Raw genomic sequence first — 25,312 nt, forward strand, 5'->3', positions numbered from 1 at the left:
CCCGCCCAGGAGAATGCAATGACGATATTTCAATGGAAAGACGTGCAGGGCCTGGTCCCTGCCGCGGGCGGCGCGCCTGATCTGGGCGCCTGCCTGGAGGCCTTCCCGCAACTGCGGCTGGCCGCCACGACGCCGCAGGACCCCGTGTTCCACGCAGAAGGCGATGTATGGACCCACACCGCCATGGTGCTGCGCGCGCTGCTTGACAGTGCCAATTACGCCGCGCTGGAGCGTGCCGACCAGGAGGTCGTGTTCCTCGCCGCGCTACTGCACGACGTGGCCAAGTGCAGCACCACGGTGGTGGACGAGGCCACGGGCCGCATATCGCAGCCCGGCCACTCGCGCAAAGGCGCCATCGACGCGCGCATCGCGCTGTGGCACGCCGGTGCGCCGCTGGCCGTGCGCGAGGCCATCTGCCGGCTGATCGCCGTGCATCAGGTGCCGTTCTTCGCGCTGGAGACCTCGCGCAAGGGCACATCGCCAGAGTTCACCGTGCGCCAGCTGTCCTGGCAGGTGGACCTGCACCTACTGGCCCTGCTGGCCGAGGCGGACATGCGCGGGCGCGTCTGCCCCGACCTGCAGCGCACGCTCGATGCCATCGAGCTGTTCCGCGAACTCGCGCGCGAGGAAGCCTGTTACGGCCAGCCGCGCGCCTTTGCCGATGCGCACACCGCGCTCAGCTACTTTCGCGGGGCCAACGTGCACCCGGACTATGCGCTGCACCAGGAGCCCGGCTCACGGGTGGTGGTGATGTCGGGCCTGCCGGCTTCAGGCAAGGACACCTGGGTTGCCACCCACCACCCCCGGCTGCCCGTGGTGTCGTTCGACGATGCGCGTGCTCAGTTGGGCCTGCGCCATGGCAAGAACGAGGGCATGGTGGCCCACCACGCGGTGGAACAGGCCAAGGCCCTGTTGCGGGCGCACGAACCCTTCGTTTGGAACGCCACCCATCTGTCGGACCAGATGCGGGCCAAGACCCTGGACCTGTGCCTGGCCTACCATGCCGAGGTGGAGATCATGTATCTGGAGCAGCCGCGCGCAGAACTGCTGGCCCGCAACCAGCGGCGCGACACCTCGCTGTCCAACAAGCGGCTGCTGGAGATGCTGCTGCGCTGGGAGGTGCCGCTGCCTACCGAGGCGCACCGGGTGAGCTATGTCCAGAGGCGATAGACCCAGAAGGCCTCGTCGCGGCGAATGCCGTCGTACAGCGCCTGGGGCGCATAGCCTGTGATGCGCCGCGTGACGCGGCACAGGTGCGACTGGTCCGAAAAGCCGGCGCCTGCAGCCACCTCGGCCCAGCGCACTGGGGACTCGGCCGCGTCTGCGGCGAGGGTGTCGAAGAATGCCTGCTCGGCTTTGCCGAAGCCACGCAGCTCGCGCAGCGGCAGGCCGGCCCAGCGCTTGACGCGCCGCTCCAACTGGCGCAGGCTGCGGCCGGGCGCCGAGTGCGCGGCGCGCTGCGCCAGGTGCGTGGCCCAGTCGGCATAGCGCTGCGTAGCCGTGGCGGCCCCGGGCCTGCAGGCCTGCCAGCGCGGCAGCAGAAACTGCTCCAGGCATTCCATGCGGGCCGCGTCGTCGGGCTGGTGCTGCACCGCCTCGCACAGGGCCAGCCAGTCGCGCGGCAGCAGCGTGGCGGCATCCACCGTGCGGTCGGTCAGGTCCTCGGGCGCCAGGCCGGTGAGCAGGTGCAGCGCATCGGGCATGAACATCACCATCATGGCGTGCGTGGGCTCGGCGCACCAGCTGGTCGAGGGCCGGGTCTGCGGGCCTGCCAGCACCCAGCACCCCGCGAAGGGCTCGCGCGGGCTGTCCAGGTCCGGCATGCTGCCGGGCCGCTCGGGGACCAGGCATTCGCTGCGGCCCGTGAACCACCAGCTCAGGCTGCACAGCGGCGTCGCGGGAAAGCGGTTGATGCGCGCTGCATCGCTGAGCGCATGGCCCAGCGTGCTGCGCACGATGGTGCCGCGCACGCAGGCCGACAGGCCGGCATGCGGTAGCCACAGCTGGCCCGAAGGAATGAGCCCATCGGGGTGCCGGGCGGAGAGGGGTGCCTGTATGGCCATGGTGGGCAAGTGTAGGGGAGCGACGATGTCGCAATCGTTCAATACGCCGGTGGCGGGGCGCACCACCATGCCGGCATGAACACAACCCTTTCCGACGACCTTGCGCATGCCGCAGCCCCACCCGCCCTGCAGGCATCAGGCCCATCGCGGCGTTGGTGGGGCTTGCCGCTGCTGCGTGCCATGCGTGCCGACTACCTGGGCTTCGTCACCCGGCTGCAGCGCGAGCATGGCGATCTCACGCGCATGCGGCTGGTCAATGAGGAGGCCTGGGATCTCATGTCCCCCGAACTCGTGCGCGAGGCCCTGGTCACCCATGCCGAGCACCTGGTGCGCTGGGAGCGCGGCATCGAGGTGTTCGAGCAGGTGTTTGGCCAGAGCGTGCTGGTGACCGAGCACGCCACCTGGCAGCGCCAGCGGCGCATGCTGGTGCCTGCCTTCGCGCCCAAGCGGGTGGCAGGCTATGCGCAGTTGATGACCGGTGCCGCGCAGGCCGCACTGGACGCGGCCGTGCCGGCAGGCCAGGCCGAGGCCCTGGTCGGCATGGAAGGGCTGTGGACCGGTGTGGCCATGGATGTGATCCTGCGCACCCTGTTCGGCGAGTCGGCCAAGGAAGACGCGCGCGATGCTGCCTGGGCCACCCAGACGCTGTCGGCCGCTGCGTTCTCGGAGATGTTCATGCCCTTCACCCTGCCCGACTGGCTGCCCCTGCCCGGCAAGGCGGCCAAGCGCCGGGCGCTGCGCCTGCTGCGCGCTCTGGTGCAGCGCCACATCGACCAGCGGCACGCCCAGCAAGGGCTGGCGCCCACGGCGAACCGCAGCGACCTGCTGCAGATGCTGCTGACCCTGCGCGACGAGGCCACGGGCGAGGCCCTTTCGCCTCAGGAGGTGTTCGACCAGTGCATGGTCAGCTTCCAGGCAGGGCACGAGACCAGCGCCACCGCCCTTTTGTGGTGGAGCCGGCTGATGGCCGAACATCCCGAGGCGGCACAACGCGCCCAGGCCGAAGTGGACGCGGTGCTGCAGGGCCATGTGCCAGGCCCGGAGCACATCACGCAGTTGCCCTGGCTGGCGGCCACCCTGAAGGAGGCCATGCGCCTGTACCCGCCCGTCGCTGCGGTGATGAGCCGGCGCACCACGGCCCCCCTCACGCTGGGCGGTGTAGCCGTGCCCCAGGGGTCGATCCTGCGCATCACGCCCTGGGTGCTGCACCGGGACGGGCGTTGGTTCGCGCAGCCCGAGCGCTTCCTGCCCGAGCGCTTTCTGGAGGGCGCGCCCGAGATACCCCGGGGGGCGTGGATTCCCTTCGGCCTGGGGCCGCGCGTGTGCATCGGCCAGCACTTTGCAATGCTGGAGATGGTGCTGCTGGCGGCCATGCTGCTGCAGCGCTATACCCTGCGGGTGCCAGAGGGGGCGCCGCCCCCGCAGCCACGGCTGCATGTGACCCTGCGGCCGCAGCACCCGGTGCAGCTGCTGCTCAGCCGGCGCGCCTGAGGTTTCGTTGGGTTCTCAGGGCAATTCAGCGCTGTTCATCCGCGCCAGGATGGTGCGCGTGCGCCCTGCCAGATAGGCCGATCCCGGCGTCTTCTCAAAGCGTTTGGGGGCCGGCAGCATCACGGCCAGGCGGGCCGCTTCGCTGGGGGCCAGGCGGTTGGCGCTTTTGCGAAAGTAGTGCTGGGCGGCGGCCTCGGCGCCGAACACGCCCTCGCCCCATTCCACGCTGTTGAGGTAGATCTCCAGGATGCGCTCCTTGCTCAGCAGCTGCTCCAGCAGCAGCGTGAGCACGAACTCCTGCCCCTTGCGCAGCAGGGTGCGCTCGCCCGAGAGCAGCAGGTTCTTGGCCAGTTGCTGGGTGATGGTGGAGCCGCCACGGATTTTGGGCGCGCGCTGGGGTTTTTCCGGGGCTCGGTTCTGGGCCTTGGCGGCCTGGGCTTCGGCCTTGGCGTTGCGCTCCCAGGCCTTCTCGATGGCAGCCCAGTCCACGCCGTCGTGGTTGGCGAAGCCGTCGTCCTCCGAGGCGATCACTGCGCGCTTCAAGTGGTCCGATATCTCGCCGTAGGGCATCCATTGCTGGCGCCAGCGCACCTGGCCGCTGCTGGCCAGTTGCACCCAGGCCTCGGAGCGCTGGAAGCTGGTGGATTCGGGGTTGACGACCACCATGGCTGCGATGCGCAGCACGAAGAACAGCTGCAGCGCCAGCGCGGCGAACACCACCAGGCCCAGCCAGCGCAGCACGGCTTTCATATGCGGGTTCTTTTTCTTGCCAGGTTCAGTGCTGGGGCTGCAGCGCCAGTTGCGCCTGCAACTCGGCCAGCACCTGGGATGACGGGGGACGCACGCCGCGCCAGAAGGCAAAGGCCTCGGCCGCCTGCTCCACCAGCATGCCCAGGCCGTCGCGCGGCACCGCGCCATGGGCGGCAGCCCAGTCCAGGAACTCCTGGGCCGCAGGGCCGTACATCATGTCGTAGGCCAGACCACCGGGCCGCAGCACACTCGCCGCCACGGGCACGGCCTCGCCCGCCAGGCTGCTGGCCGTGGCGTTGATGACCACGTCGAAGTCGCCGGCCACGGCATCCAGCGTGCTGGCCGCGAGCTGCGCGCCGAGCTCTGTGGCCAGGGCATGGTGTGAATGCACCAGCGCCTGGGCCTTGGCCAGGGTGCGGTTGGCAATGGCGATGCGGCGCGCACCGGCCTGCAGCAGCGGGCCGAGCACGCCGGCCGCCGCGCCGCCGGCACCCACCAGCAGCACATAGCGGCCCTGCAGGGCCACGCCGGCATTGCGCGTGATGTCGGCCACCAGGCCCAGGCCATCGGTGTTGTCGGCGTGGATGCTGCCGTCCGGGCGAAACGCCAGGGTGTTGGCCGCGCCGGCCAGTTGCACGCGCTCGCTGCACTGCGTGGCCAGCCGCGGTGCTTCGATCTTGAACGGCACGGTGACGTTGCAGCCGCGCCCGCCCTGGGCTGCGAACGCGCGCACACCCTCGGCAAAGCCGTCCAGCGCCACCAGGCGCCGCTCATAGGCCAGGCGCTCGCCGGTCAGTTCGGCAAAACGGGCGTGGATGGCCGGCGAGCGGCTGTGCGCCACCGGGTTGCCCATCACGCAATACAGGTCGACGGTGGCTTGGCTCATCTCGAAGGGGGTTCAGCGAACAGTGGTTTCCAGCGTTTGGTCGCGGGTGAAGCGAAAGCGCGCCACCATGGCGATCTGATCGGCCTTGGCGCGCATTTCCTGGTTGAAGGCGCCGAACGGGCCGGCGGCGCGGGCAATGGCCTCGGCCCGGCGGTCCAGCGTGGCATTGCCCGAACCCTGCACGATCTCGGTCTCCAGAACGCGGCCGTCGTGGTTCACGGTGACGATCATCGTCAGCTCGCCATAGAGCTTCTTGCCGCCCTGCTCGGGGAAGTTCTCGGTGCCCTTGTCCTCGACCTTGCGGCGCAGCGCGTCGTAGTAGATCGCATAGGCCTCTTCGCGCGTGGCCGGGCTGATGTAGCGCTTCTTGGGGCGCGAATTCTCTTCGTTGATGCGCTTTTCGATCTCGGCCAGCAACTTGACTAACTGGCGGCGCTTTTCGTCCTGCGACGACTGCTCGGCGCTCTGGCTGGGCTTGCGCGGATCGGGGGGCGGCATGGCGGCCAGCTGCTTGCGCAACTGCGTGAGCAACTGGGTCTGCTGCTCCTGCATCGCGTCCATCTTGCGCTGGGCTTCTTCGAAATCGTCGCCCATGGCCGTCAGGGCCGAGTACGGCAGGGGGCTGGTGGCCCGGCCTTTTTCCGCATCGCCGCCGCCTGCCAGGTTGGACTGGGCGATGGCCTGGGCCTTCTCGGGGCGCTCGTTGGACTTGGCATTGACCAGGATGACTTCGAGCGGTGTGTCCTGGAACACGCGGTTGAAGCCCTCCGGGTCGATGAAGCGTACGGTGATGAGCGCCGCATGCACGGCGATCGATACGCCGAGCGCAAGCTGCAGCGTGCTGAAGGTGCGGAAGAAGGCAGGCAATTTCACGGCGTCAGATTATCAGCGCTGGCGGGCGCTTCGGCTTCGTTCATGTCCACGGCAATGGCGATCGGGCCGGCCACGGTCTCGTCGTCCTCCTCCGCCGCCTCGTCGGCACCGGCTTCGGGTTCGTCGCTGTCCAGGCGCTCCAGCACCGTGCCGTGGATGTCCAGCGTGATCTCGTCGATCTCGCCGAGCTTCACCAAGAGGCGTGCGCCGCGCGGCAGGTTCTGGGCACCCAGCACCGGGAACACCAGCGGGATATCGTCGGCCCGCACCAGGAAGCTGCCGCCCGGGCCTTCCTTGAAGACGGTGGCGGTCAGCTCCGTCAGCCCGTTCTGCTGCACGTACTTGAGCGTCCAGAAGCGCTCCATGCCGGCTTGGTAGCCGTTGTAGGCGCTGTAGGCGCCGTCGAAGCTGCTGATGATGGAGAACAGGTCGGCGTCCTTGGGCTTGAACGGTGCGGCCAGCGCCGCCGTCTTGCCGTGGCGCGCGCAGGCAATGATCTGCCACTGGTTTACGAGGTCGGTGTAGCGGCGCAGCGGCGAGGTGGCCCAGGAATAGCTTTTCACGCCGATGCCCGCATGCGGCAGGGCCTTGGTGCCCATGCGCACCTTCACGCCCGGCGCCATGCTGGCCTGGCTGCGGTAGATGCCGGGCACACCCAGCTCGGCCATCCAGCTGCCCCAGGTGCTGTTGGCCACGATGGCGGCCTCGGCCACGATCAGGTCCAGCGGCGCCCCGCGCTGGCGCGTGGTGATCTGCACCGTCTCCGAGCCGTTGGGCTCGCCGCGGTCGTTGCCCACCAGGCGGAAGTTGTAGTCCGGCCGGTTGAAGTTCTCGGGCTTGCCGCGCACCACCTCGCGCTGCGCTTTGAGGCTCTTGGCCAAGCGGAACAGGAAGGACAGTTGCTCGCGCAGCTCCGATACGCGCGCTGGCGTGCCCTCGACCTGCACGGCGGGGTCGGTCAGCCAGGCCTCGGTCACGATGTGGTCGAGCTGGTCGTGGCGCAGGTTGGCCAGCACCGGCACCCGCTCCAGGCGGGTTTCGGTGGAGAGGATCTCCAGCGTGGTCTCGTTGACGGTGACGTACAGCGACACGGCGGGGTTGGCCCGGCCTTCGTCCAGCGTGTAGATCTGCACCACCTCGTCGGGCAGCATGGTGATCTTGTAGCCCGGCATGTACACGGTGGACAGGCGCGCGCGCCCCAATTGGTCGATGGCACTGCCCGGCTGCACGGCCAGGCCAGGCGCGGCGATGTGGATGCCCAGCACCACGGTGCCCGTGCCCAGGCCTTGTACTGACAGCGCATCGTCGATTTCCGTGGTCTGCGAATCGTCGATGGAATAGGCCTGCACGCTGGCCAGCGGCAGGTCGTCCGGCGGCTGGGGGGCGGTCAGGGCCGGGAAGCCCGTGCCCTTGGGGAAGTTCTCGAACAAAAAGCGCTTCCAGTGGAACTGGTAGGCCGAGTCGATGGCGCCGGCCTTTTGCAGCAGGTCCAGGGGCGCGGTGTGCGTGGCGCGGCTGGCGTCGACCACGGCCTTGTACTCCGGCGCGTTCTTGTCCGGCTTGAACAAGATCTTGTAGAGCTGGTCGCGGATGGGCTGCGGGCATTCGCCCCGGCCCAGGGCTGCGGCCCATTCGTCGATCTGCGCCAGCACGGCCTTTTTCTTCTCGATGGCGGCCAGCGCCTGCTGCAGGATCTCGGCCGGTGCCTTCTTGAAACGGCCCTTGCCCGCGCGCCGAAAGTAATGCGGTGCCTCGTACAGACGAAACAGCGCGCCGGCCTGCTGGACCAGAGTGGCGTTTTCGGAGAAATAGTCGCGCGCCAGGTCGGCAAAGCCGAAATCGTCCTCGGGCGCGAACTCCCAGGCCAGGTCCAGCTCGATGGTCTCGGCCACGGCCTGCGCCTGGGCCACCAACTCGGATGGGGCGGGTTTTTCGAACTTCAACAGAACGTTGGCGGCCTTGACCTTGACCCGCTTGCCCGAATCGAGCTCGACTTGGGCCGAGCTCTCGGCTTCGGACAGGATACGGCCGGCCATGAACTTGCCGGCTTCTTCAAACAATGCATGCATGGGCGGCATTCTCCCATGGGGCGCCCCCCATCTCTGGCGAGACGGGTCAGGATCCCGCCGGACCCATGCAATCCAGGGGGGTGGCAATGGCCGGGATGTTCGTGGCGTTCGTCCCCTGCGCGGTCATCTTGTCCGGCACCTTGGCCTTGCCGCAGACCCAGGCAATGGGCACCTGCGGGAAATCCGGGACGATGGCTGGTCGCAGGGTCAGGGTCTTGCCTGCGATGGCCTTGTTGGCCTTGTTGCCATAGACGATGTTCACCGCCCCGCCGGCCACGGTGACCTTGGCCACATTGGTGCTGACGATGCGGTCCTCGGGCGGCAGGCCGGCGGCGGCATTGTCGGCGGGCATGGTCTTCTTGAGTGCGTAGTGCACGGCCACGGCCTGCTTGACGAACTCGACCATGGCCTGGCCCTCCTTGACCTGGGTGCGCAGCATCCGGTCCTGGTACGAGGGCAAGGCCATCAGGGCCAGCACGGCCACGACGGCGACGACCATCATCATCTCGATCATCGTGAAGCCCTGCGGGCGATACAGGGAACAGGAGTGCTGCGGGTGGTTCATGGCGGTGGTGCAAGACCCGGTCAGGGGACGATGGGGCGGGATGGGTGCAAATATAAGGGCTTGTGGGAGCTGCCGGGGTGAGGAAGGCCGGTGCCGCAGGGGATTGCATGGTCTGCATGGCCGGATCGCCGCAGCGCCGGGGCTCTATGATTCGCGGCTTCCCTTTCCCTGCGCAACCCGCCTTCCCCCGCCTTCCTGATGCTGATCGATGCCATTGCCGCACCGCTGACTTTGCTGGCAGTGGCCCTGCCCTTCCTGTTTTCCATCACCACCCCGCCGTCCACCAATGTCTGGCCGCTGTTGGCCTCGTGGTCGTGCATCGTGCTGCTGGTGGCGCTGGCATGGCAGCGGGCGCTGCGCTCGCGCCGCCACCCAGGCCTGTGCGATGGCGGCGCCACGGCGGCGAACCAACTGGCGCTGGGGCTGCTGCTGGCTGCGGTCGTCGGGGGCGTGATCTGCCTGGTGCAGTATTTCGGGGGCGATGTGGGCATGGCGCCCTGGATCAATGCCTCCACCCCGGGCCAGGCGGTGGGCAACCTGCGCCAGCGCAACCAGCAGGCCTCTCTGGTGGCACTGGGCGTGTGGGCGCTGGTGTGGCTGGTGGCGCAGTGGCATGCGCGCAGCCAAGAAGGACGGGTGCGGGCCGCGCCAGACTGGCTGATGGGGGTGGGCATCGGCTGGGCCCTGCCCATCTTGGCACTGGCCAGCGCCGCCACGGTCTCGCGTACCGGGGCCGTGCAGTGGCTGATCGTCGTGGCCCTGCTCCTGTGGTGGCGCCGCTCGACCGGCCGGCTGGCACTGGGGGTGGCACTGGGCGGGCTGGCGCTGTACATCGCGGCAGCATGGCTGCTGCCCGTGCTGCTGCACACCTGGAGCGGGGTGCAGGCCGAGGACCTGTTCAACCGCTTCTCGGGTGACAGCCACCAATGCACCAGCCGGCGCGTGCTCTGGTCCAACGTGCTCACCCTGATCGCGCAGAAGCCCTGGACAGGCTGGGGCTGGAACGAACTCGACTACGCGCACTACATCACCTTGTTCCCCGGGGAGCGCTTTTGTGTGCTGCTGGACAATGCCCATAACCTGCCCCTGCACCTGGCTGTGGAGCTGGGTCTGCCGGCCGCCGTGTTGCTGTGCGGCGCTGCGCTGGCCTTCATCGTGAAGGCACGGCCCTGGAGCGAGACGGATCCGCTGCGCCAACTGGCCTGGGGCATCCTGGCCATCATCGGCGCGCACAGCATGCTGGAGTTTCCGCTGTGGTACGGGCCCTTCCAGCTGGCGGCCCTGCTGGCGCTGGTGCTGCTGTGGCCGCGCCGCCGCCCGCCCGCGCCCCCTTCGCCGGCAGTGCTGGGCGCCACTGCCGTGGTTCTGGTGGCGGGTGCCCTGCTGACCGCCTGGGTGGCGCACGACTACCATCGCATCAGCCAGCTCTACAAGGTGCCTGAGCGGCGCGATCCGGCCTACCGTGACATGACCCCGGCGACCACGGCCCCCACGCTGCTGTTCTCGGACCAGGTGGATTTCGCCCGGCTACCGGCCATGGCCCTCACACCGGCCACGGCCCAGGAGGTGTACGCGCTCTCGGGCGAACTGCTGCACTACTCGCCCGAGCCCCGCGTCATCGAGAAGCGCATCGAAAGCGCGCTCATGCTCGGCCGCGACGACGAGGCGGCCTACCACCTGCGCCGCTACCGCATCGCCTACCCCAAGGACCATGCGCGCTGGCTGAACAAGGAGACGCCGGCCTCGCGCGCGTCGAATTCAAAGCTGCAGGAATGAGTCCACCAGAGGCAGGTGCACCTCGAAACCGCTGAGTGCATGGTCGCCGCCGTCGAGCAGTTGCAATTGCGCCGCCGGGTAGCGTGCCACCATTTCGCGCCAGTCCAGCACCTCGTCGCCCTTGGCGACGATGGCCAGTTCGGGGCCTGCGGGTGGTTTGCCGCGCACATCCAGGGCCTGCAGCTCGCCGATGTACCCGGGCAAAAAGAAGAAGCGCTCGGCCGGATCGTGCCAACTGGTCTGCTCGCCGATGTAGCGTGCCAGGTCGCGCGCCGGGTCCACCGCAGGGTTGAGCATCACGCTCGGACAGGAGAGGTGCTGCGCCACCCAACTGGCATAAAAACCGCCCAGGGAGGAGCCGACCACCGCACTGGAGGCGCGGGGCCAATGGGCCACGGTCTGCTCCACCAGGTCCATGGCCTGGCGGGGTGAGGGCGGCAGTTGCGGGCACCAGAAATGCACGCCAGGGTGCCGGCTTGCCACATGGGTGGCCATCTGCCGCGCCTTGGCCGATTGCGGGGAGGAACGGAAACCGTGCAGATAGAGAAGGTGGGTGGTGCGGTTCATGGATGGAGGCAGCCGAAAAGCGTGTAACAAGCGCTCAGGGCAGGGGAATCACTGCGTTGGGACCCCTTGCACGGGCATAAGATGTTGCAAAGTGTATGCCGCAGCCTGCGATACCGCGCCCCGCCCTGATTCTCCCGACCATGACCGATTTTGCGCCGCTTTCCCCCGCCCGCCGTTCCGCCTGGGTGGTCGGCGACCGGGTGCCGCCGCCCCAGGGGCGGTTCGAGCTGCAGCAGGTGCTGGTGGCCAACCGGCAATTCACCCAGTGGCGGGCGCTGGACCGGCGCGGGCAGCGCCCGGTCACCATCCGGCAGTGGGCGGTGGCGCCGCCACCAGCGGCGGCCGCGCTCGAGCGCTGGCTTGAGGCCGCCGAACGGGCCACCCACCTGAACCATGCCTTCATCGTGCCCGTGCTGGAGGCCGACGTCCTCGCGCGCCAGCCCCACATCGTGCACGAGCAGATGCTGGGCCCTACGCTGGCCGAGCACCTGGCGCGCCAGGGCCGCTGCACGCCGCACGATGCCGTCGCGCTGGTGGTGGACCTGCTCGATGCGCTGGAGGCCGCACATGGGGCGGGCGTGGTGCACGGCCGGGTGGACCTGGACCATGTCGCCATGGACCCACAGCGCCACGCGCGGCTGCTGGGCCTTGGCTGGCATGCCCCGGCGTTGGCTGCCGGGGAGGCATCGGCCAGCGCGGCGGACGACGTGCGCTCGGCCGCCCGGGTGCTGGTGCACCTGCTCACCGGCAGCCCCTGGGTGGGCGCCGCCGAGGCGGGGCGCGCCCTGCCCGCCGTGCTGATCGACGCCCTGGACGAGGGCTTGCGCACCCTGCTGCAGCGCGCCCTGGGCCTGGATGGCGCCGCGCCATTCGCGGGTGCCACCGAATTGCGCGATGCCCTGCGCGCCTGGGCGGCGCCCGCCAGCGCGCCCACGGCGGCCAGCAATGCCACGCTCGATTTCCTGCTGCGGCGCATGCGCCACAAAAGCGATTTTCCGGCCCTGTCCGACTCGGTGACGCGCATCCAGCGCGTGGCGCATTCCGAGGACGACAGCATCAGCGACCTCACGCACGAGATCCTCAAGGACGTGGCGCTGACCCACAAGCTGCTGCGCCTGGTCAACAGCGTGCACTACGCCCATGCGGGGCGGGGCACCATCAGCACGGTATCGCGCGCCGTGAGCCTGGTGGGCTTCAATGCCGTGCGCAACATGGCCATGAGCCTGGTGCTGCTCGACCACATGCAGGACAAGGCCCATGCCGAGCAGATGCGCGAGGAATTCCTGCGCTCCATGATGGCCGGCTCGGTGGCGGCCGAGCTGTGTGGCCCCGGGCAGGGGGCCGAGGAGGCCTTCATCGGCGCCATGTTCCAGAACCTGGGGCGCATGCTGTGCAGCTTCTACTTCCCGGAGGAGGCGCAGGAGGTGCGCCGCATCCTGGCCGGCGGCCGGCTCGACGGCGGGGAGGAAGCCGCCGCCGTGCAGGTGCTGGGCCTGGGTTTCGAGGACCTGGGCACCGGGGTGGCGCGCGTCTGGGGCCTGCCCGAGAGCCTGCAGCGCTGCATGCGCAAGCCCCTGGGCTCGCCCGCCCAGCGCCCGCCCGAGCAGGGCGTGGAGCGCCTGCGCTGGGTGGCGCTGGCGGCCAACGAGGTGGCCGACATCCTGCTGCACAGCGACCCCGCTCGGCTCGAAGAGCGCATGCAGGGTGTGGGCACGCGCTACAGTCGCACCCTGGCCCTGTCTCCTTCCGCGATTGCCGAGGCCGCCTTGCGCGCGCGCCACAAGCTGGTGTCGCTGGCCGAAACCCTGGAGCTGCGCGTGCCACCGGGCACGCCCGCCGCCCGCCTGCTCCAGCTGCCGCCCCCGGCGGATGGCGACGCGGCCGTGCCGGAGGATGCCCTGGCGCCCCATGAACTCGGCGTCGGCGAGCTGCAGCCCCTGCCCGCCGTGCTGGCCTCGCAGGCCGGCGGGGCGGTGTCGGTGGCCCAGGTCAACGAGCTGTTGTCCGCCGGCGTGCAGGACGTGACCAATGCCATGGTGGACACCTTTGCGCTCAACGACGTGCTGCGCATGATCCTGGAGACCATGTTCCGCGCGCTGGGCTTTCGGCGCATGGTGTTCTGCCTGCGCGACGCCCGTACCGAGGTGCTGGTGGGTCGGTTTGGCCTGGGCGAGGGCAGCGATGCCGCGGTGCGCGCGATGCGGGTGCCACTCAAGGTGCCGGGCGACCTGTTCGCTGCCGTCTGCCTGCGCGCTGCGGACACGCTGATCAACGATGCCACCGACCCGCGCATCCACGCGCGCCTGCCCGAGTGGTACCGCACGGGGCTCAACGCGCCGTCCTTCCTGCTGCTGCCCCTGCAATTGAAGGGCCAGACCTTCGCACTGATCTATGCGGACCAGTCGGTGGCCGGCGGCATCGTGGTGGACGACAAGGCCCTGGGGCTGCTGCGCACCCTGCGCAACCAGGCGGTGATGGCCTTTCGGCAGGCGGGTTGAGGCGGGGTTGCCCGCCCGGCGGCTGGCCGGCACCCGATAATCGGGGGATGGCCGCCGTTTTTGAAAAGCCCTCCCTTGCCCAGCGCTTCACGCCCCTGTTCCGCGGGTTCGATCTGCCGTTGGTGCTGATCATCATGCTGCTCGCGGGTGCGGGCCTGCTGGCCATGTATTCCTCGGGCTACGACCATGGAACCCGGTTCATGGACCATGGGCGCAACATGCTCATCGCCAGCGCCATCCTGTTCATGGTGGCCCAGGTGCCGCCCCAGAAGATCATGGTGTTTGCCGTTCCGCTCTATGCGGCGGGGGTGGCGCTGCTGATCGCGGTGGCGCTGTTCGGTATCACCAAGAAGGGCGCGCAGCGCTGGGTGAACCTGGGCATCGTCATCCAGCCCAGCGAAATCCTCAAGATCGCCATGCCGCTGATGCTGGCCTGGTGGTTCCAGAAACGCGAAGGCACCTTGCGGCCACTGGACTTCGCGGCAGCGGGGCTGCTGCTGGCCATTCCCGTGGGGCTGATCATGAAGCAGCCCGACCTGGGCACCTCGCTGCTGGTGCTGGCGGCGGGGCTGTCGGTGATCTTCTTTGCCGGCCTGCCCTGGAAGCTGGTGCTGCCGCCGGTACTGATCGGCGGTGCCGGCATCGCCGTCCTGGTGCTGCTGGGCGACCAGCTGTGTGCCGACGGGGTGCGCTGGGTGGTGCTGCACGACTACCAGCAGCAGCGCATCTGCACCCTGCTGGACCCCACGCGCGACCCGCTGGGCAAGGGCTTTCACATCATCCAGGGCATGATCGCCATCGGCTCGGGCGGCGTATTCGGCAAGGGCTTCATGGCCGGCACGCAGACCCACCTGGAGTTCATTCCCGAGCGCACCACCGACTTCATCTTTGCCGCCTTCTCCGAGGAATTCGGCCTGGCGGGTAACCTCTTCATCATCACCTGCTTCCTGCTGCTGGTCTGGCGCGGGCTGGCCATTGCCATGGGCGCCACCAGCCTGTTCGGGCGCCTGATGGCGGGAGCCGTGTCCATGATCTTCTTCACCTACGCCTTCGTGAACATGGGCATGGTCAGCGGCATCCTGCCGGTGGTGGGTGTGCCGCTGCCCTTCATCAGCTATGGCGGCACGGCCATGGTCACGCTGGGGTTGGCACTGGGCATTCTGATGTCGGTGGCGCGCTCGCAGCGCGCGGACCCCAAGGACGCACCGCCCGCCATGCAGGCATAGCGGGGGACGGGAGCGGGGGCTTGCGCCATTGCCACGGCGGGCGCTTGGGGTTACAACTGTTGGCTACAGCGGCTTTTCGACAATCCCACGGAGGTGCTCCCATGGCGTCCAAGTTCGAGCTCAAGAAGTCCAGGAACGACAAGTTCGTCTTCAACCTGCTGGCCTCCAATGGCCAGGTGATCCTTACGAGCGAGTTGTACGAATCCCGGGCCAGCGCTCTGAACGGCATCGAATCCGTGCGCAAGAATGCGGCCGACGATGGCCGCTACGGCCGCCTGTGCGCCAAGGACGGCTCGCCCTACTTCACCCTCAAGGCCGGCAACGGCCAGGTCATCGGCCAGAGCCAGCGCTACTCGGGCGAAAAAGCGCGCGAAGCGGGGATCGAATCGGTGAAGGCCCATGCCCCCGATGCCGTGGCCGACGACCAGAGCGCCTGACCCCACCCGCTGCCTTGCAGGGATGGTCGGTGCCCCTGCACCGCACGGGGCCTGCCCGCGCGCCTAAAATGCCTGCATGACCTTCAGCTCCTATACTGCCGCGCCCCAGCGTGCGTCCACCACCCAGCGCATCGACGTTGCCCGGCAACTGCTTCTGGCACCCTTTGGCCTGGATGAAAGCCATCTGGCGCGCGCGCTGGCCGAGATCCGCACGCACCAGGTGGACGATGCGGACCTGTACTTCCAGTACACGCGCAGCGAAGGCTGGAGCCTGGAGGAGGGCATCGTCAAGACCGGCTCCTTCAGCATCGACCAGGGCGTGGGTGTGCGTGCCGTGAGCGGCGAGAAGACGGCGTTTGCCTATTCCGACGATATTTCCGAGGCCTCGCTGCTCGACGCCGCGCGCACCGTGCGCACCATCGGCGCGGCATCGCAGGCCGGCCGGGTGAAGGTGGCGTCGCAGAAGATCGCCACCAGCCGCAGCCTTTACCCTGGCGTGGACCCGATCGCCACGCTTGACAGCACGGCCAAGGTGGCCCTGCTCGAGCGCCTGGAAAAGCGCGCCCGTGCCAAGGACCCGCGCGTGGCCCAGGTCATGGCCGGCCTGGCCAGCGAATACGACGTGGTGCTGGTGGCGCGTGCCGACGGCACCCTGGCTGCCGACGTGCGCCCGCTGGTGCGCCTGTCGGTCACGGTGATCGCCGAGCAGAACGGCCGCCGTGAAATGGGTTCGGCCGGCGGCGGTGGCCGCTTCGGCCTGGCCTATTTCGACGACGAGCAGATGGGCCAGTATGTGGACGAGGCCGTGAACGCGGCCCTGGTCAACCTCGAATCGCGCCCGGCCCCGGCGGGTGAGATGACCGTGGTGCTGGGCTCGGGCTGGCCCGGCATCCTGCTGCACGAGGCCATCGGCCACGGGCTGGAGGGTGACTTCAACCGCAAGGGCTCTTCCGCGTTCAGCGGCCGGATCGGCCAGCGCGTGGCGGCCAAGGGCGTCACGGTGCTGGACGACGGCACCATTGCCGACCGCCGCGGTTCGCTCAACGTGGACGACGAGGGCAATGCCAGCCAGCGCAACGTGCTGATCGAGGACGGCATCCTTAAGGGCTACATCCAGGACTCGCTCAACGCGCGCTTGATGGGCGTTGCGCCCACCGGCAACGGCCGGCGCGAGAGCTATGCCCATATCCCCATGCCGCGCATGACCAACACCTACATGCTGGGCGGCGACAAGGAGCCGGCCGAGGTCATCGCCAGCATCAAGAAGGGGCTGTATGCCTCCAACTTCGGCGGCGGCCAGGTGGACATCACCTCGGGCAAGTTCGTGTTCTCGGCCAGCGAAGCCTACTGGGTCGAGAACGGCAAGATCCAGTACCCCGTCAAGGGCGCGACCATCATCGGCAGCGGCCCAGAATCGCTCAAGAAGGTGACCATGATCGGCAACGACATGCGCCTCGATAGCGGCGTGGGCACCTGCGGCAAGGAGGGCCAGAGCGTGCCCGTGGGCGTGGGCCAGCCCACGCTGCGCATCGAAGGCCTGACGGTCGGCGGCACGGCTTGATTGCGGCGCGGGAGCGTGGGCCGCTGTTGCGCGGCTACACCATCCGCGCCCTCCATGGCCCGCAATTGGCCGGTCTTCACCCGCCAAATCGCATGCCTGGGGCTTGCACTTAGCCGCGCAGGGCCTGCGCGGCGCACAATCTCTCCATGCCTGCCACGCGCCCCAGTCTGCAGCACACACTCCAGTCGTTTGGCGACATCAGCCGGTTTCTGCGCGAGAGCGTGGCCGACGAGGATTCGCGCCAGTTGCGCGACAGCCTGAGTGGCCTGTCCAACCACATCGACGAGGCGGTGCGCACGCGCCGCACCAGCACCGATACGGCGGCCATCACGCGCCGGGTGGTGAGCCTGTCGCACTGTGCGCGCGAGCACCAGCTGTTCCTCACGGGCCTGGGCTCGGCCTGGCATGCGCTCTACGAGTTCGGCGCCTACCAGCGCGCCCTGCGCGAGCTGCGCAATGCCGTCACCGCATGGCAGCAGGCGCTGGAGCAGCGCAATACCCGCGAAAGTGCCTGCTTCGACCAATTCGAGCTGCTCGCCTGGCGCACGCTGGGCGAGGCCTTGCTGCTGGTGGACATGTATGAGCACCAGAGCGAGCCGGTGAGCGAGCTGCCCGGCGACGAGCCGCCACCGCGCTCGGCATTGCAGCGTGCGGCCGCCTGGCTGCGGCGCTGGAGAAGTTGATCTCCGGCTGGATATTTCAGCCCCTCGCGTCGTCCCGCATCGCCCTGCAGGCCGCCGTGGCGTTGCAGCTTCGCAACGCACAGGGGTTGCTGCAATGCGGCAAGACTGTGCTACATTGAATCCCATGCAAGTTCGCAGCGCGTTTTATTTTTGGTTTTTTATCTCAGTCCCCGGCGGATGAGAGGCGAACGCGCAAGCACACACAACCTCCCCATACCAACCGCCGACGCTGCAAAGCCCGGCGGTTTTTGTTTTTCTGCCCTCCCCATTTCCATCCATCCAGCCCACGAGGAAGACAACATGACGGCCCACACCAACCCCACCAGCGATTCCTGGTACCGCAGCGTCGAGAAAACCAGCCAGACCGACGACGAACGTATCAAGGACATCACCGTGTTGCCTCCTCCAGAGCATCTGATCCGCTTTTTCCCCATCAGCGGTACGCCGGTGGAAACGCTGATCACCCAGACCCGCAAGAACATCCAGAACATCATGGCCGGCGAGGACGACCGCCTGCTGGTGATCATCGGCCCCTGCTCCATCCACGACCCGGCCGCCGCGATCGAATACGCGCGCCGCCTCAAGGCGGTCCGCGAGCAGTACAAGGACACGCTGGAGATCGTGATGCGCGTGTACTTCGAAAAGCCCCGCACCACGGTGGGCTGGAAGGGGCTGATCAACGACCCCTACCTCGATGAGACCTACCGCATCGACGAAGGCCTGCGCATTGCACGCCAGTTGCTGATCGACATCAACCGCCTGGGCGTGCCCGCAGGCAGCGAGTTCCTGGACGTGATCTCGCCCCAGTACATCGGCGACCTGATCTCCTGGGGCGCCATTGGCGCACGCACCACCGAAAGCCAGGTGCACCGCGAGCTGGCCTCGGGCCTGTCGGCGCCCATCGGCTTCAAGAACGGCACGGACGGCAACATCCGCATCGCCACCGATGCCATCCAGTCCGCCAGCCGCGGCCACCACTTCCTGTCGGTGCACAAGAATGGCCAGGTCGCCATCGTCAACACCAACGGCAACAAGGACTGCCACGTCATCCTGCGCGGCGGCAAGGCCCCCAACTACGACGCCGAGAGCGTGGCCGCCGCCTGCAAGGACCTGGAAGCCGCCAAGCTGCCCGCCACCCTGATGGTGGACTGCAGCCATGCCAACAGCAGCAAGCAGCACCAAAAGCAGATGGACGTGGCACGCGACGTGGCCGGCCAGATCGCCGGCGGCTCGCGCAGCGTCTTCGGTCTGATGATCGAAAGCCATCTCACGGCCGGCGCCCAGAAGTTCACGCCCGGCAAGGACGACGCTGCTGCGCTGACCTACGGCCTGAGCATCACCGACGCCTGCCTGGGCTGGGACGATTCGCTGCAGTCTTTGGCAGACCTGTCGGCTGCAGTGCAAGCCCGCCGCGCTGCCTGAGCAACTGCCTGCGTGTAAGCTTCTGGCCATTGAGGGTTCTGTCCGCTGCCCGAGTGCAGCGGCGGGGCCTGCCACCCCTGCTTACAGAAAGGCATCCCCATGCACAGCGAAGTCTCCGTCCGCCTGGCGGGCAACCAGGAATTCCGCTTCGACCTCGCCAACGCGGAACCCATGACCCATGAGGAAGGGCGTCGCTGGCTGGACGATCAGTTCACCAGCCTCGATTGCGAACCCCTGCGCGCCAGCGGCAAGGTGCTGCTGGCCGACAAGGTGCTCACCGTGGCGCAGGCCGCCGGCAGCCCGCTGATGGGCGACGTGCAGTGGTCGCGCGACTTTGCGCGTGCCGCCAGTGCGGCCCTCGCCAGGCCCGTGGTGCGGGTGGACGTGCCCGCCATGGCCGTGACGTTCTAAGCACCCCCTGAGTCGCTTCGCGCCTTCACCCCTCTCTCATATTGCTTCGCAATCTGGGAGGGGGACGCCCCCAGCGCGGCGGGGCGGCCCTTGCGCGGGGGCACTGGCTTGGGCTGTGCCAGTATTTCAGGCTGACAGCACTTCAGAGAACTGAGATCAAGGCGGTGGAACTACCGCGCTAGCGCCTGCAGCAGGCGCGCATGCACGCCGCCAAAACCGCCATTGCTCATGCACACGATGTGGTCCCCGGGCCGCGCTGCGGCGCTGACCTGGGCCACCAGCGTGCCGATGTCGGGGGCGGTCTGCGCGCGCTGACCGGGGCCCACGCCCAGGGGGGACAGCGCTTCGGCGGCGTCCCAGTCCAGCCCCGCCGTGTGGCAGAAGGCCAGGTCGGCGGACTCCAGCGCCCAGGGCAGCTGGCTCTTCATGGCGCCGAGCTTCATGGTGTTGCTGCGCGGCTCGAACACTGCCAGGATGCGTGCCGTGGGGCCCAGGCTGCGGCGCAGGCCATCCAGCGTGGTGCGCAGCGCGGTCGGGTGGTGGGCGAAATCGTCGTACACCGCGATGCCGTTCACCGTGCCGCGCAATTCCATGCGGCGCTTGACGTTCTGGAACTGGCCCAGTGCGCGCGCCGCCTGTTCGGGCGCCACGCCTACATGGTGGGCTGCGGCGATGGCGGCCAGGGCATTGAGCTGGTTGTGCACGCCGGTCAGCGCCCACTCCACCCGTGCCACGGTACGGCCTTGCTGCACCACATCGAAAGCCTGGGGCTCGCCCACGGCAGAAAAATCACCCACGGCCGTGCCGAAGCTGCTCACGCTGCTCCAGCAGCCGGCGTGCAACACGCGCGCCAAGCTTTCTTCCAGCCCGTTGACCACCACACGGCCCGAGGGCGGCACGGTGCGCACCAGGTGGTGGAACTGGCGCTCGATGGCGGCCAGGTCGTCGAAGATGTCGGCGTGGTCGAACTCCAGGTTGTTCAGCACGGCCGTGCGTGGGCGGTAGTGCACGAACTTGCTGCGCTTGTCGAAGAAGGCGGTGTCGTATTCGTCGGCCTCGATCACGAACAGCGGGCTGACACCCAGCGGGCCATCGCCGGCATGGGGCCGCGCGGCCGCGCCCAGGCGCGCGGACACGCCGAAGTTCAGCGGCACGCCGCCGATCAGGAAGCCGGGCTGCTGGCCCGCGCTTTCCAGGATCCAGGCCAGCATCGAGGTGGTGGTGGTCTTGCCGTGCGTGCCGGCCACGGCCAGCACATGGCGGCCCTGCAGCACATGCTCGGCCAGCCACTGGGGGCCGCTGGTGTAGGGAAGGCCGGCGTCCAGGATGGCTTCCATCAACGGGAACTTGGGGCTCCCATCGGCCAGCCGGACCCGGCTGACCACGTTGCCGACCACGAACATGTCGGGCTTCAGGGCCAGTTGCTCAGGTCCGAAGCCTTCGATCAGCTCGATCCCCAGGGCGCGCAACTGGTCGCTCATGGGCGGGTAGACACCCGCGTCGCAGCCTGTGACCCGGTGCCCCGCCTCGCGGGCCAGGGCCGCAAGGCCGCCCATGAAGGTGCCGCAGATGCCCAGTATGTGTATATGCATGGGCGACGATTCTACTTTTCAAACGCAAGGTCCCACGCCGCAGGGTTGGCCTGCCTGGGGAGCTATGAAATTGATAGTCTTTTGCCCGCCATGGCCCTGTGGGCGGCTGTGCCGTGGGGGCATGCGGGCCACCCCGACGGCGCGTTCGCGCCACAATGGAGCCTCCACTGCCTGGTTTGCGCCATGAACACACCTCTGAGTGCCGAAATCGCCAATACCACCGCCCGCATCGCCGTCGAGGAAGGGATGGAGTGGGGCCCCGCCAAGCGCCGCGCGCTGCGCGAAATGGGCCTGCCCGCCCGCACCGCGCTGCCCGGCAACGACCAGGTGGAGGAGGCCGTGCGCGAGTACATCGCCCTCTTTTGCGCCGACACCCAGCCGCGCGAACTGCGCGCGCTGCGCCAACTGGCCCTGGTCTGGATGGAGCGCATGGCGGCCTTTCGCCCGCATCTGGGCGGTGCCGTGTGGCACGGTACGGCCACCCGCCTGTCCGACATTTACCTGCAGTTGTTCTGCGATGATTCCAAATCCGCAGAAATTGCACTCATCGACCACCATGTGGACTACGAGCCGCGCACGGTGTCCGGTTTCCATGGCGAGTCGGTCGAGGCCTTGAGCCTGGGCAGCAAATCGCCTGAACTGGGCGAGATGATCGGAGTCCATCTGCTGATCTATGACCTTGACGACCTGCGCGGTGCGCTGCGGCCCGATGCCAAGGGGCGCTCGCCCCGCGGTGACATCACGGCCGTGCGCCGCCTGCTCCAAGATACGGAAACCCCTGCTCCATGACGACCCCCGCTCCCGAGATTTCGCCCGCCACGTCCCCTGACACCCTCTCCGATCCCGTCCGCCGCCGCTGGCTGTATGCGGGTGTCGCCGGCGCAGCCGCCGTGGGGGGCGCAGGGGTCGCGTGGTGGAAATTCCAGCCCCACGCCATGGAAAGCGGGGCGGAGAAGGCCTTGTGGGCGCTGGAGTTCGAAACGCCGGACGGCGCCACCCTGCCGCTGCAGCGCTTTTTGGGCAAACCGCTGCTCATCAACTTCTGGGCGACCTGGTGCGCGCCTTGCGTCGAAGAGCTGCCCATGCTCAATGCTTTTTACCGCGAACATGCGCCCAAAGGCTGGCAGGTGGTGGCCCTCGCCATCGATCAGCCGTCTTCTGTTCGCAAATTTCTCACCAAGCTGCCGCTGGAATTCCCGGTCGGGCTGGCCGGCATGCAGGGCACGGATCTGGCGCGCTCGCTCGGAAACCTCACCGGAGGCCTGCCTTTCACGGTGGTCTTGGGTGGAGAGGGCCGGGTGCTGCACCGTAAAATGGGCCAGGTCACGGCGCAGGATCTGCAGCAGTGGGCGGCCCTGCGCTAGGCAGGACGGGCCATTGGCGCCCTTTATTCCGGGCCTGAATGGCCTTTTGACGCTCTGGCGTTCATCAAAATTGTGGCCCAAAGACGGGTATAGGCCGAATTTGGAGTAAATTCGCGCCCTGTTCAGTTTTTAGCCGTTGGAGCTTTCATGGATCTGCGAAAACTCAAAACCCTCATCGATCTCGTTTCCGAGTCGAATGTGTCCGAACTCGAAATCACGGAGGCCGAGGGCAAGGTCCGTATCGTCAAGAGCGGCGGTGCCGTGGTGCAGCAGTATGTACCAGCGCCCATGCAGCAGCAGGCGCCTGCCCAGGCCGCTGCCGCCCCAGTGGCCGAACTGCCCGCACCCACCCCTGCCGCGCCCGCAGGCCATGTGGTCAAGTCGCCCATGGTCGGCACCTTCTACCGCTCATCCAGCCCCGGCGCCAAGGCCTTTGTCGAAGTCGGCAGCCAGGTCAAGGAAGGCGAGACCATCTGCATCATCGAGGCCATGAAGATCCTCAATGAGATCGAGGCCGACAAATCGGGCACGGTCACCCGCATCCTGGGCGAAAACGGCCAGGCCGTGGAATACGGGCAACCGCTGTTCGTGATCGAATAAGGCGCGCATGTTCAAGACGATTCTTGTTGCCAATCGGGGCGTTCTTGCCAAAGGCAAGGCGAAGCAAATTGCACTGGCACGCGCCAGCGTGCGGGCGATGAGCCGCGAGACAGCCTATGTTTAAAAAGATTCTGGTCGCCAATCGCGGCGAAATCGCCCTGCGGATCCAGCGCGCCTGCCATGAGCTGGGTGTGAAGGCCGTGATGGTCTACTCCGAGGCCGACCGCGACGCCAAGTACGTCAAGCTGGCCGAAGAGGCGGTGTGCATCGGCCCCGCGCCCTCGTCGCTGTCCTACCTCAACATGCCGGCCATCATCTCGGCCGCCGAAGTGACCGACGCCGAGGCCATCCACCCCGGCTACGGCTTCCTGTCCGAGAACGCCGATTTTGCCGAGCGCGTGGAAAAGAGCGGCTTCCAGTTCATCGGTCCCACGCCCGAGTCGATCCGCATCATGGGCGACAAGGTGTCGGCCAAGCAGACCATGATCCGTGCCGGCGTGCCCTGCGTGCCCGGCTCCGAAGGCGAGCTGCCCGATGACCCGGTGCAGATCCGCCGCATTGCCAAGGCCGTGGGCTACCCGGTGATCATCAAGGCCGCAGGCGGCGGCGGTGGCCGCGGCATGCGCGTGGTGCACACCGAGGCTGCCCTGGTCAATGCCGTGCAGATGACCAAGGCCGAGGCCGGCGCTGCGTTCGGCAATCCTGCGGTGTACATGGAGAAGTTCCTCCAGAACCCGCGCCACATCGAGATCCAGATCCTGGCGGACAAGCACCGCAATGCGGTCTACCTGGGCGAGCGCGACTGCTCCATGCAGCGGCGCCACCAGAAGGTGATCGAAGAGGCGCCGGCCCCCGGCATCCCGCGCAAGCTGATCGAGAAGATCGGCGAGCGCTGTGTGGCCGCCTGCAAGAAGATCGGCTACCGCGGTGCGGGCACCTTCGAGTTCCTCTACGAAAACGGCGAGTTCTACTTCATCGAGATGAACACCCGCGTGCAGGTCGAGCATCCGGTGACCGAGTGGATCACCGGCGTGGACATCGTGCGCACGCAGATCATGGTGGCGGCGGGCGAGAAGCTGCCCTTCACCCAGCGCCAGATCGAGATCCGGGGCCATGCCATCGAATGCCGCATCAACGCGGAAGACGCCTACAAGTTCACCCCCTCGCCAGGGCGCATCACCACCTGGCACCCACCGGGCGGGCCGGGCGTGCGTGTGGACTCGCATGCCTACACCAACTACTTCGTGCCGCCGAACTACGACTCGATGATCGGCAAGATCATCGTGCACGGCGATACGCGCGAACAAGCGCTGGCGCGCATGCGCACCGCGCTGTCGGAGACGGTGATCGAAGGCATCAACACCAACGTGCCCCTGCACCGCGAGCTGATGGTGGACGCCAAGTTCATGGCTGGCGGCACCAACATCCATTACCTGGAAGAGTGGCTGTCCCAGCACAAGCGCTGAGCCAGCACCGGTGGTTGTTCAATATGCTGGCCCCTGGCAACGGGGGCCGGCATTTCATTTTTTCTGAGAGGCCTGCGCCCATGTTCGAGCTGATGCTGATGTGCCCCGAAGACCGGATCGAGCCGGTCAGTGACGCGCTAGACGCGCTGGATGCGCTGAGCGTCTCGGTGGAAGACGCCGATGCGCAGACCGATGCCGAGCAGGCCCTGTTCGGTGAGCCCGGCATGCCGCCACCCAAGGACGGCTGGCAGCGCAGCCGCGTCGTGGCCCTGTTCCCGACCCGCGAGGCCGCCAGCGAGGCGCAGCAGCTGCTGTCGGTGCAGGACTTCTTCGAGGGCTGCCAGGTGCTGGGTATGGCCGAGTTGGCCGACCAGGACTGGGTGCGGCTCACGCAATCGCAGTTCACCCCCGTGGACATCACGCCCGATTTCTGGATCGTGCCCACCTGGCACGAGTTGCCCGCCGAGGCTGTGCGCAGCATTCGGCTGGACCCGGGCCTGGCCTTTGGCACCGGCACCCACCCCACCACGCGCATGTGCCTGCGCTGGATCGCCCGCAAGGGCGCCACCGGCGAAGGCGCGGCTGCCTTCGGCCGCGTGCTCGACTACGGCTGCGGCTCGGGCATCCTGGCCATTGGCACGGCCAAGTTCGGTGCCACCGACATCGATGCCGTGGACATCGACACGGCGGCCGTCGAATCGACGGTACTGAACGCCCAGGCCAACGGTGTGCAGCTGCGTGCCGGCCTGCCCGACAAGGCCAGCGGCCAGTACCAGACCGTGCTGGCCAACATCCTGGCCACGCCACTGCGCGTGCTCGCGCCCCTGCTGTGCAACCATGTGGCGCCCGGCGGCCACCTGGTGCTGGCGGGCATCCTGGCGCGCCAGGCCGAGGAGCTCAAGGAGGCCTACGCACCCTGGGTGAAGCTGGAAGTGGCGGACACCGAGGACGGTTGGATCCTCATGACCGCATCGCGTTGAAGCATGGCGCGGTGCGGCTTGCGCCGCACCCT

The 25,312-nt window shown here is 67.9% G+C and carries 23 protein-coding genes; 15 read left to right on the forward strand and 8 right to left on the reverse strand.

Annotated elements, in window-relative coordinates:
* Positions 1-18 precede the first annotated feature (18 nt).
* On the forward strand, positions 19-1,170 hold the full coding sequence (locus ACSQ9E_RS00685) for an AAA family ATPase (RefSeq protein WP_436216576.1): 1,152 nt from the start codon (positions 19-21) through the stop codon (positions 1,168-1,170).
* Here the strand turns inward: ACSQ9E_RS00685 and ACSQ9E_RS00690 are convergent.
* On the reverse strand, positions 1,152-2,063 hold the full coding sequence (locus ACSQ9E_RS00690) for an AraC family transcriptional regulator (protein WP_436216577.1): 912 nt from the start codon (positions 2,061-2,063) through the stop codon (positions 1,152-1,154). The two genes, ACSQ9E_RS00685 and ACSQ9E_RS00690, sit on opposite strands and share 19 nt — an antisense overlap.
* A 75-nt stretch (positions 2,064-2,138) precedes the next feature.
* Here ACSQ9E_RS00690 and ACSQ9E_RS00695 point away from each other — a divergent pair, with 75 nt between their 5' ends.
* A complete protein-coding gene (locus tag ACSQ9E_RS00695) occupies positions 2,139-3,554 on the forward strand; it encodes a cytochrome P450 (protein WP_436216578.1) in 1,416 nt (471 codons plus the stop codon).
* Positions 3,555-3,569: 15 nt separating this feature from the next.
* On the opposite strand, the gene mtgA is transcribed toward ACSQ9E_RS00695, so the two are convergent.
* Genes mtgA through ACSQ9E_RS00720 form a run of 5 tightly spaced genes read right to left on the reverse strand, consistent with a single transcriptional unit; the run spans position 3,570 to position 8,697 of the window.
* The gene (gene mtgA / locus ACSQ9E_RS00700) at positions 3,570-4,304 is read right to left on the reverse strand and encodes a monofunctional biosynthetic peptidoglycan transglycosylase (protein ID WP_057269045.1); all 735 of its coding nucleotides are present in this window, start codon (positions 4,302-4,304) and stop codon (positions 3,570-3,572) included.
* Positions 4,305-4,329: 25 nt separating this feature from the next.
* Positions 4,330-5,190, reverse strand: a complete 861-nt coding sequence (gene aroE / locus ACSQ9E_RS00705; RefSeq protein WP_436216579.1) for a shikimate dehydrogenase — start codon at positions 5,188-5,190, stop codon at positions 4,330-4,332.
* A 12-nt stretch (positions 5,191-5,202) separates the two neighbouring features.
* Positions 5,203-6,063, reverse strand: a complete 861-nt coding sequence (locus tag ACSQ9E_RS00710; protein WP_436216580.1) for a TonB family protein — start codon at positions 6,061-6,063, stop codon at positions 5,203-5,205.
* Positions 6,060-8,132, reverse strand: a complete 2,073-nt coding sequence (locus tag ACSQ9E_RS00715) for a ribonuclease catalytic domain-containing protein (protein WP_057269187.1) — start codon at positions 8,130-8,132, stop codon at positions 6,060-6,062. The genes ACSQ9E_RS00710 and ACSQ9E_RS00715 overlap by 4 nt, the downstream gene beginning before the upstream one ends.
* Positions 8,133-8,178: 46 nt before the next feature.
* Positions 8,179-8,697 carry a pilin gene (locus ACSQ9E_RS00720; RefSeq protein ID WP_436216581.1) on the reverse strand — a complete coding sequence of 173 codons (519 nt, stop codon included), beginning with the start codon at positions 8,695-8,697 and terminating at the stop codon, positions 8,179-8,181.
* 198 nt (positions 8,698-8,895) lie between these two features.
* Here ACSQ9E_RS00720 and ACSQ9E_RS00725 point away from each other — a divergent pair, with 198 nt between their 5' ends.
* On the forward strand, positions 8,896-10,473 hold the full coding sequence (locus ACSQ9E_RS00725) for a PglL family O-oligosaccharyltransferase (protein ID WP_436216582.1): 1,578 nt from the start codon (positions 8,896-8,898) through the stop codon (positions 10,471-10,473).
* Here the strand turns inward: ACSQ9E_RS00725 and ACSQ9E_RS00730 are convergent.
* Positions 10,456-11,040: a YqiA/YcfP family alpha/beta fold hydrolase gene (locus tag ACSQ9E_RS00730; protein ID WP_428003508.1), complete on the reverse strand. Its 585-nt coding sequence runs from the start codon at positions 11,038-11,040 to the stop codon at positions 10,456-10,458. The two genes, ACSQ9E_RS00725 and ACSQ9E_RS00730, sit on opposite strands and share 18 nt — an antisense overlap.
* Before the next feature lie 140 nt (positions 11,041-11,180).
* On the opposite strand from ACSQ9E_RS00730, the gene ACSQ9E_RS00735 reads away from it, so the two are divergent.
* The 7 genes from ACSQ9E_RS00735 (at position 11,181) to ACSQ9E_RS00765 (ending at position 19,278) form a co-directional block, all read left to right on the forward strand.
* Positions 11,181-13,538 carry an HDOD domain-containing protein gene (locus tag ACSQ9E_RS00735; protein WP_436216583.1) on the forward strand — a complete coding sequence of 786 codons (2,358 nt, stop codon included), beginning with the start codon at positions 11,181-11,183 and terminating at the stop codon, positions 13,536-13,538.
* Between the two features lie 47 nt (positions 13,539-13,585).
* Complete coding sequence (gene rodA, locus ACSQ9E_RS00740) at positions 13,586-14,764, forward strand: rod shape-determining protein RodA (protein WP_057201701.1); 1,179 nt, start codon at positions 13,586-13,588, stop codon at positions 14,762-14,764.
* Positions 14,765-14,865: 101 nt separating this feature from the next.
* Positions 14,866-15,201 (forward strand): YegP family protein, encoded by a 336-nt coding sequence (locus tag ACSQ9E_RS00745; RefSeq protein WP_007854175.1) that lies wholly within the window; start codon positions 14,866-14,868, stop codon positions 15,199-15,201.
* 76 nt (positions 15,202-15,277) lie between these two features.
* Positions 15,278-16,762, forward strand: a complete 1,485-nt coding sequence (tldD, locus tag ACSQ9E_RS00750) for a metalloprotease TldD (protein WP_436216584.1) — start codon at positions 15,278-15,280, stop codon at positions 16,760-16,762.
* Between the two features lie 146 nt (positions 16,763-16,908).
* Positions 16,909-17,445: a hypothetical protein gene (locus ACSQ9E_RS00755; RefSeq protein WP_057201703.1), complete on the forward strand. Its 537-nt coding sequence runs from the start codon at positions 16,909-16,911 to the stop codon at positions 17,443-17,445.
* 300 nt (positions 17,446-17,745) lie between these two features.
* A complete protein-coding gene (locus tag ACSQ9E_RS00760) occupies positions 17,746-18,867 on the forward strand; it encodes a 3-deoxy-7-phosphoheptulonate synthase (protein ID WP_057201704.1) in 1,122 nt (373 codons plus the stop codon).
* A 99-nt stretch (positions 18,868-18,966) separates the two neighbouring features.
* On the forward strand, positions 18,967-19,278 hold the full coding sequence (locus ACSQ9E_RS00765; RefSeq protein WP_057201705.1) for a hypothetical protein: 312 nt from the start codon (positions 18,967-18,969) through the stop codon (positions 19,276-19,278).
* A gap of 170 nt (positions 19,279-19,448) precedes the next feature.
* On the opposite strand, the gene mpl is transcribed toward ACSQ9E_RS00765, so the two are convergent.
* Positions 19,449-20,870 (reverse strand): UDP-N-acetylmuramate:L-alanyl-gamma-D-glutamyl-meso-diaminopimelate ligase, encoded by a 1,422-nt coding sequence (gene mpl / locus ACSQ9E_RS00770; protein ID WP_436216585.1) that lies wholly within the window; start codon positions 20,868-20,870, stop codon positions 19,449-19,451.
* Between the two features lie 183 nt (positions 20,871-21,053).
* Here mpl and ACSQ9E_RS00775 point away from each other — a divergent pair, with 183 nt between their 5' ends.
* The 5 genes from ACSQ9E_RS00775 to prmA all read left to right on the forward strand — a co-directional run bounded on the left by ACSQ9E_RS00775 (position 21,054) and on the right by prmA (position 25,280).
* A complete protein-coding gene (locus ACSQ9E_RS00775) occupies positions 21,054-21,659 on the forward strand; it encodes a hypothetical protein (protein ID WP_436216586.1) in 606 nt (201 codons plus the stop codon).
* Complete coding sequence (locus tag ACSQ9E_RS00780; protein ID WP_436216587.1) at positions 21,656-22,234, forward strand: TlpA family protein disulfide reductase; 579 nt, start codon at positions 21,656-21,658, stop codon at positions 22,232-22,234. The genes ACSQ9E_RS00775 and ACSQ9E_RS00780 overlap by 4 nt, the downstream gene beginning before the upstream one ends.
* 147 nt (positions 22,235-22,381) lie before the next feature.
* Positions 22,382-22,834: an acetyl-CoA carboxylase biotin carboxyl carrier protein gene (gene accB, locus ACSQ9E_RS00785; RefSeq protein WP_057201709.1), complete on the forward strand. Its 453-nt coding sequence runs from the start codon at positions 22,382-22,384 to the stop codon at positions 22,832-22,834.
* Positions 22,835-22,950: 116 nt separating this feature from the next.
* Entirely contained in the window at positions 22,951-24,300 is a 1,350-nt protein-coding gene (accC, locus tag ACSQ9E_RS00790) for an acetyl-CoA carboxylase biotin carboxylase subunit (RefSeq protein ID WP_057201710.1), read from the forward strand.
* An 80-nt stretch (positions 24,301-24,380) separates the two neighbouring features.
* Complete coding sequence (prmA, locus tag ACSQ9E_RS00795; protein WP_305742470.1) at positions 24,381-25,280, forward strand: 50S ribosomal protein L11 methyltransferase; 900 nt, start codon at positions 24,381-24,383, stop codon at positions 25,278-25,280.
* The last annotated feature ends 32 nt before the right edge of the window (positions 25,281-25,312 follow it).

This window comes from Acidovorax sp. LjRoot118 (assembly GCF_964253575.1).
Taxonomy (GTDB): domain Bacteria; phylum Pseudomonadota; class Gammaproteobacteria; order Burkholderiales; family Burkholderiaceae_C; genus Acidovorax.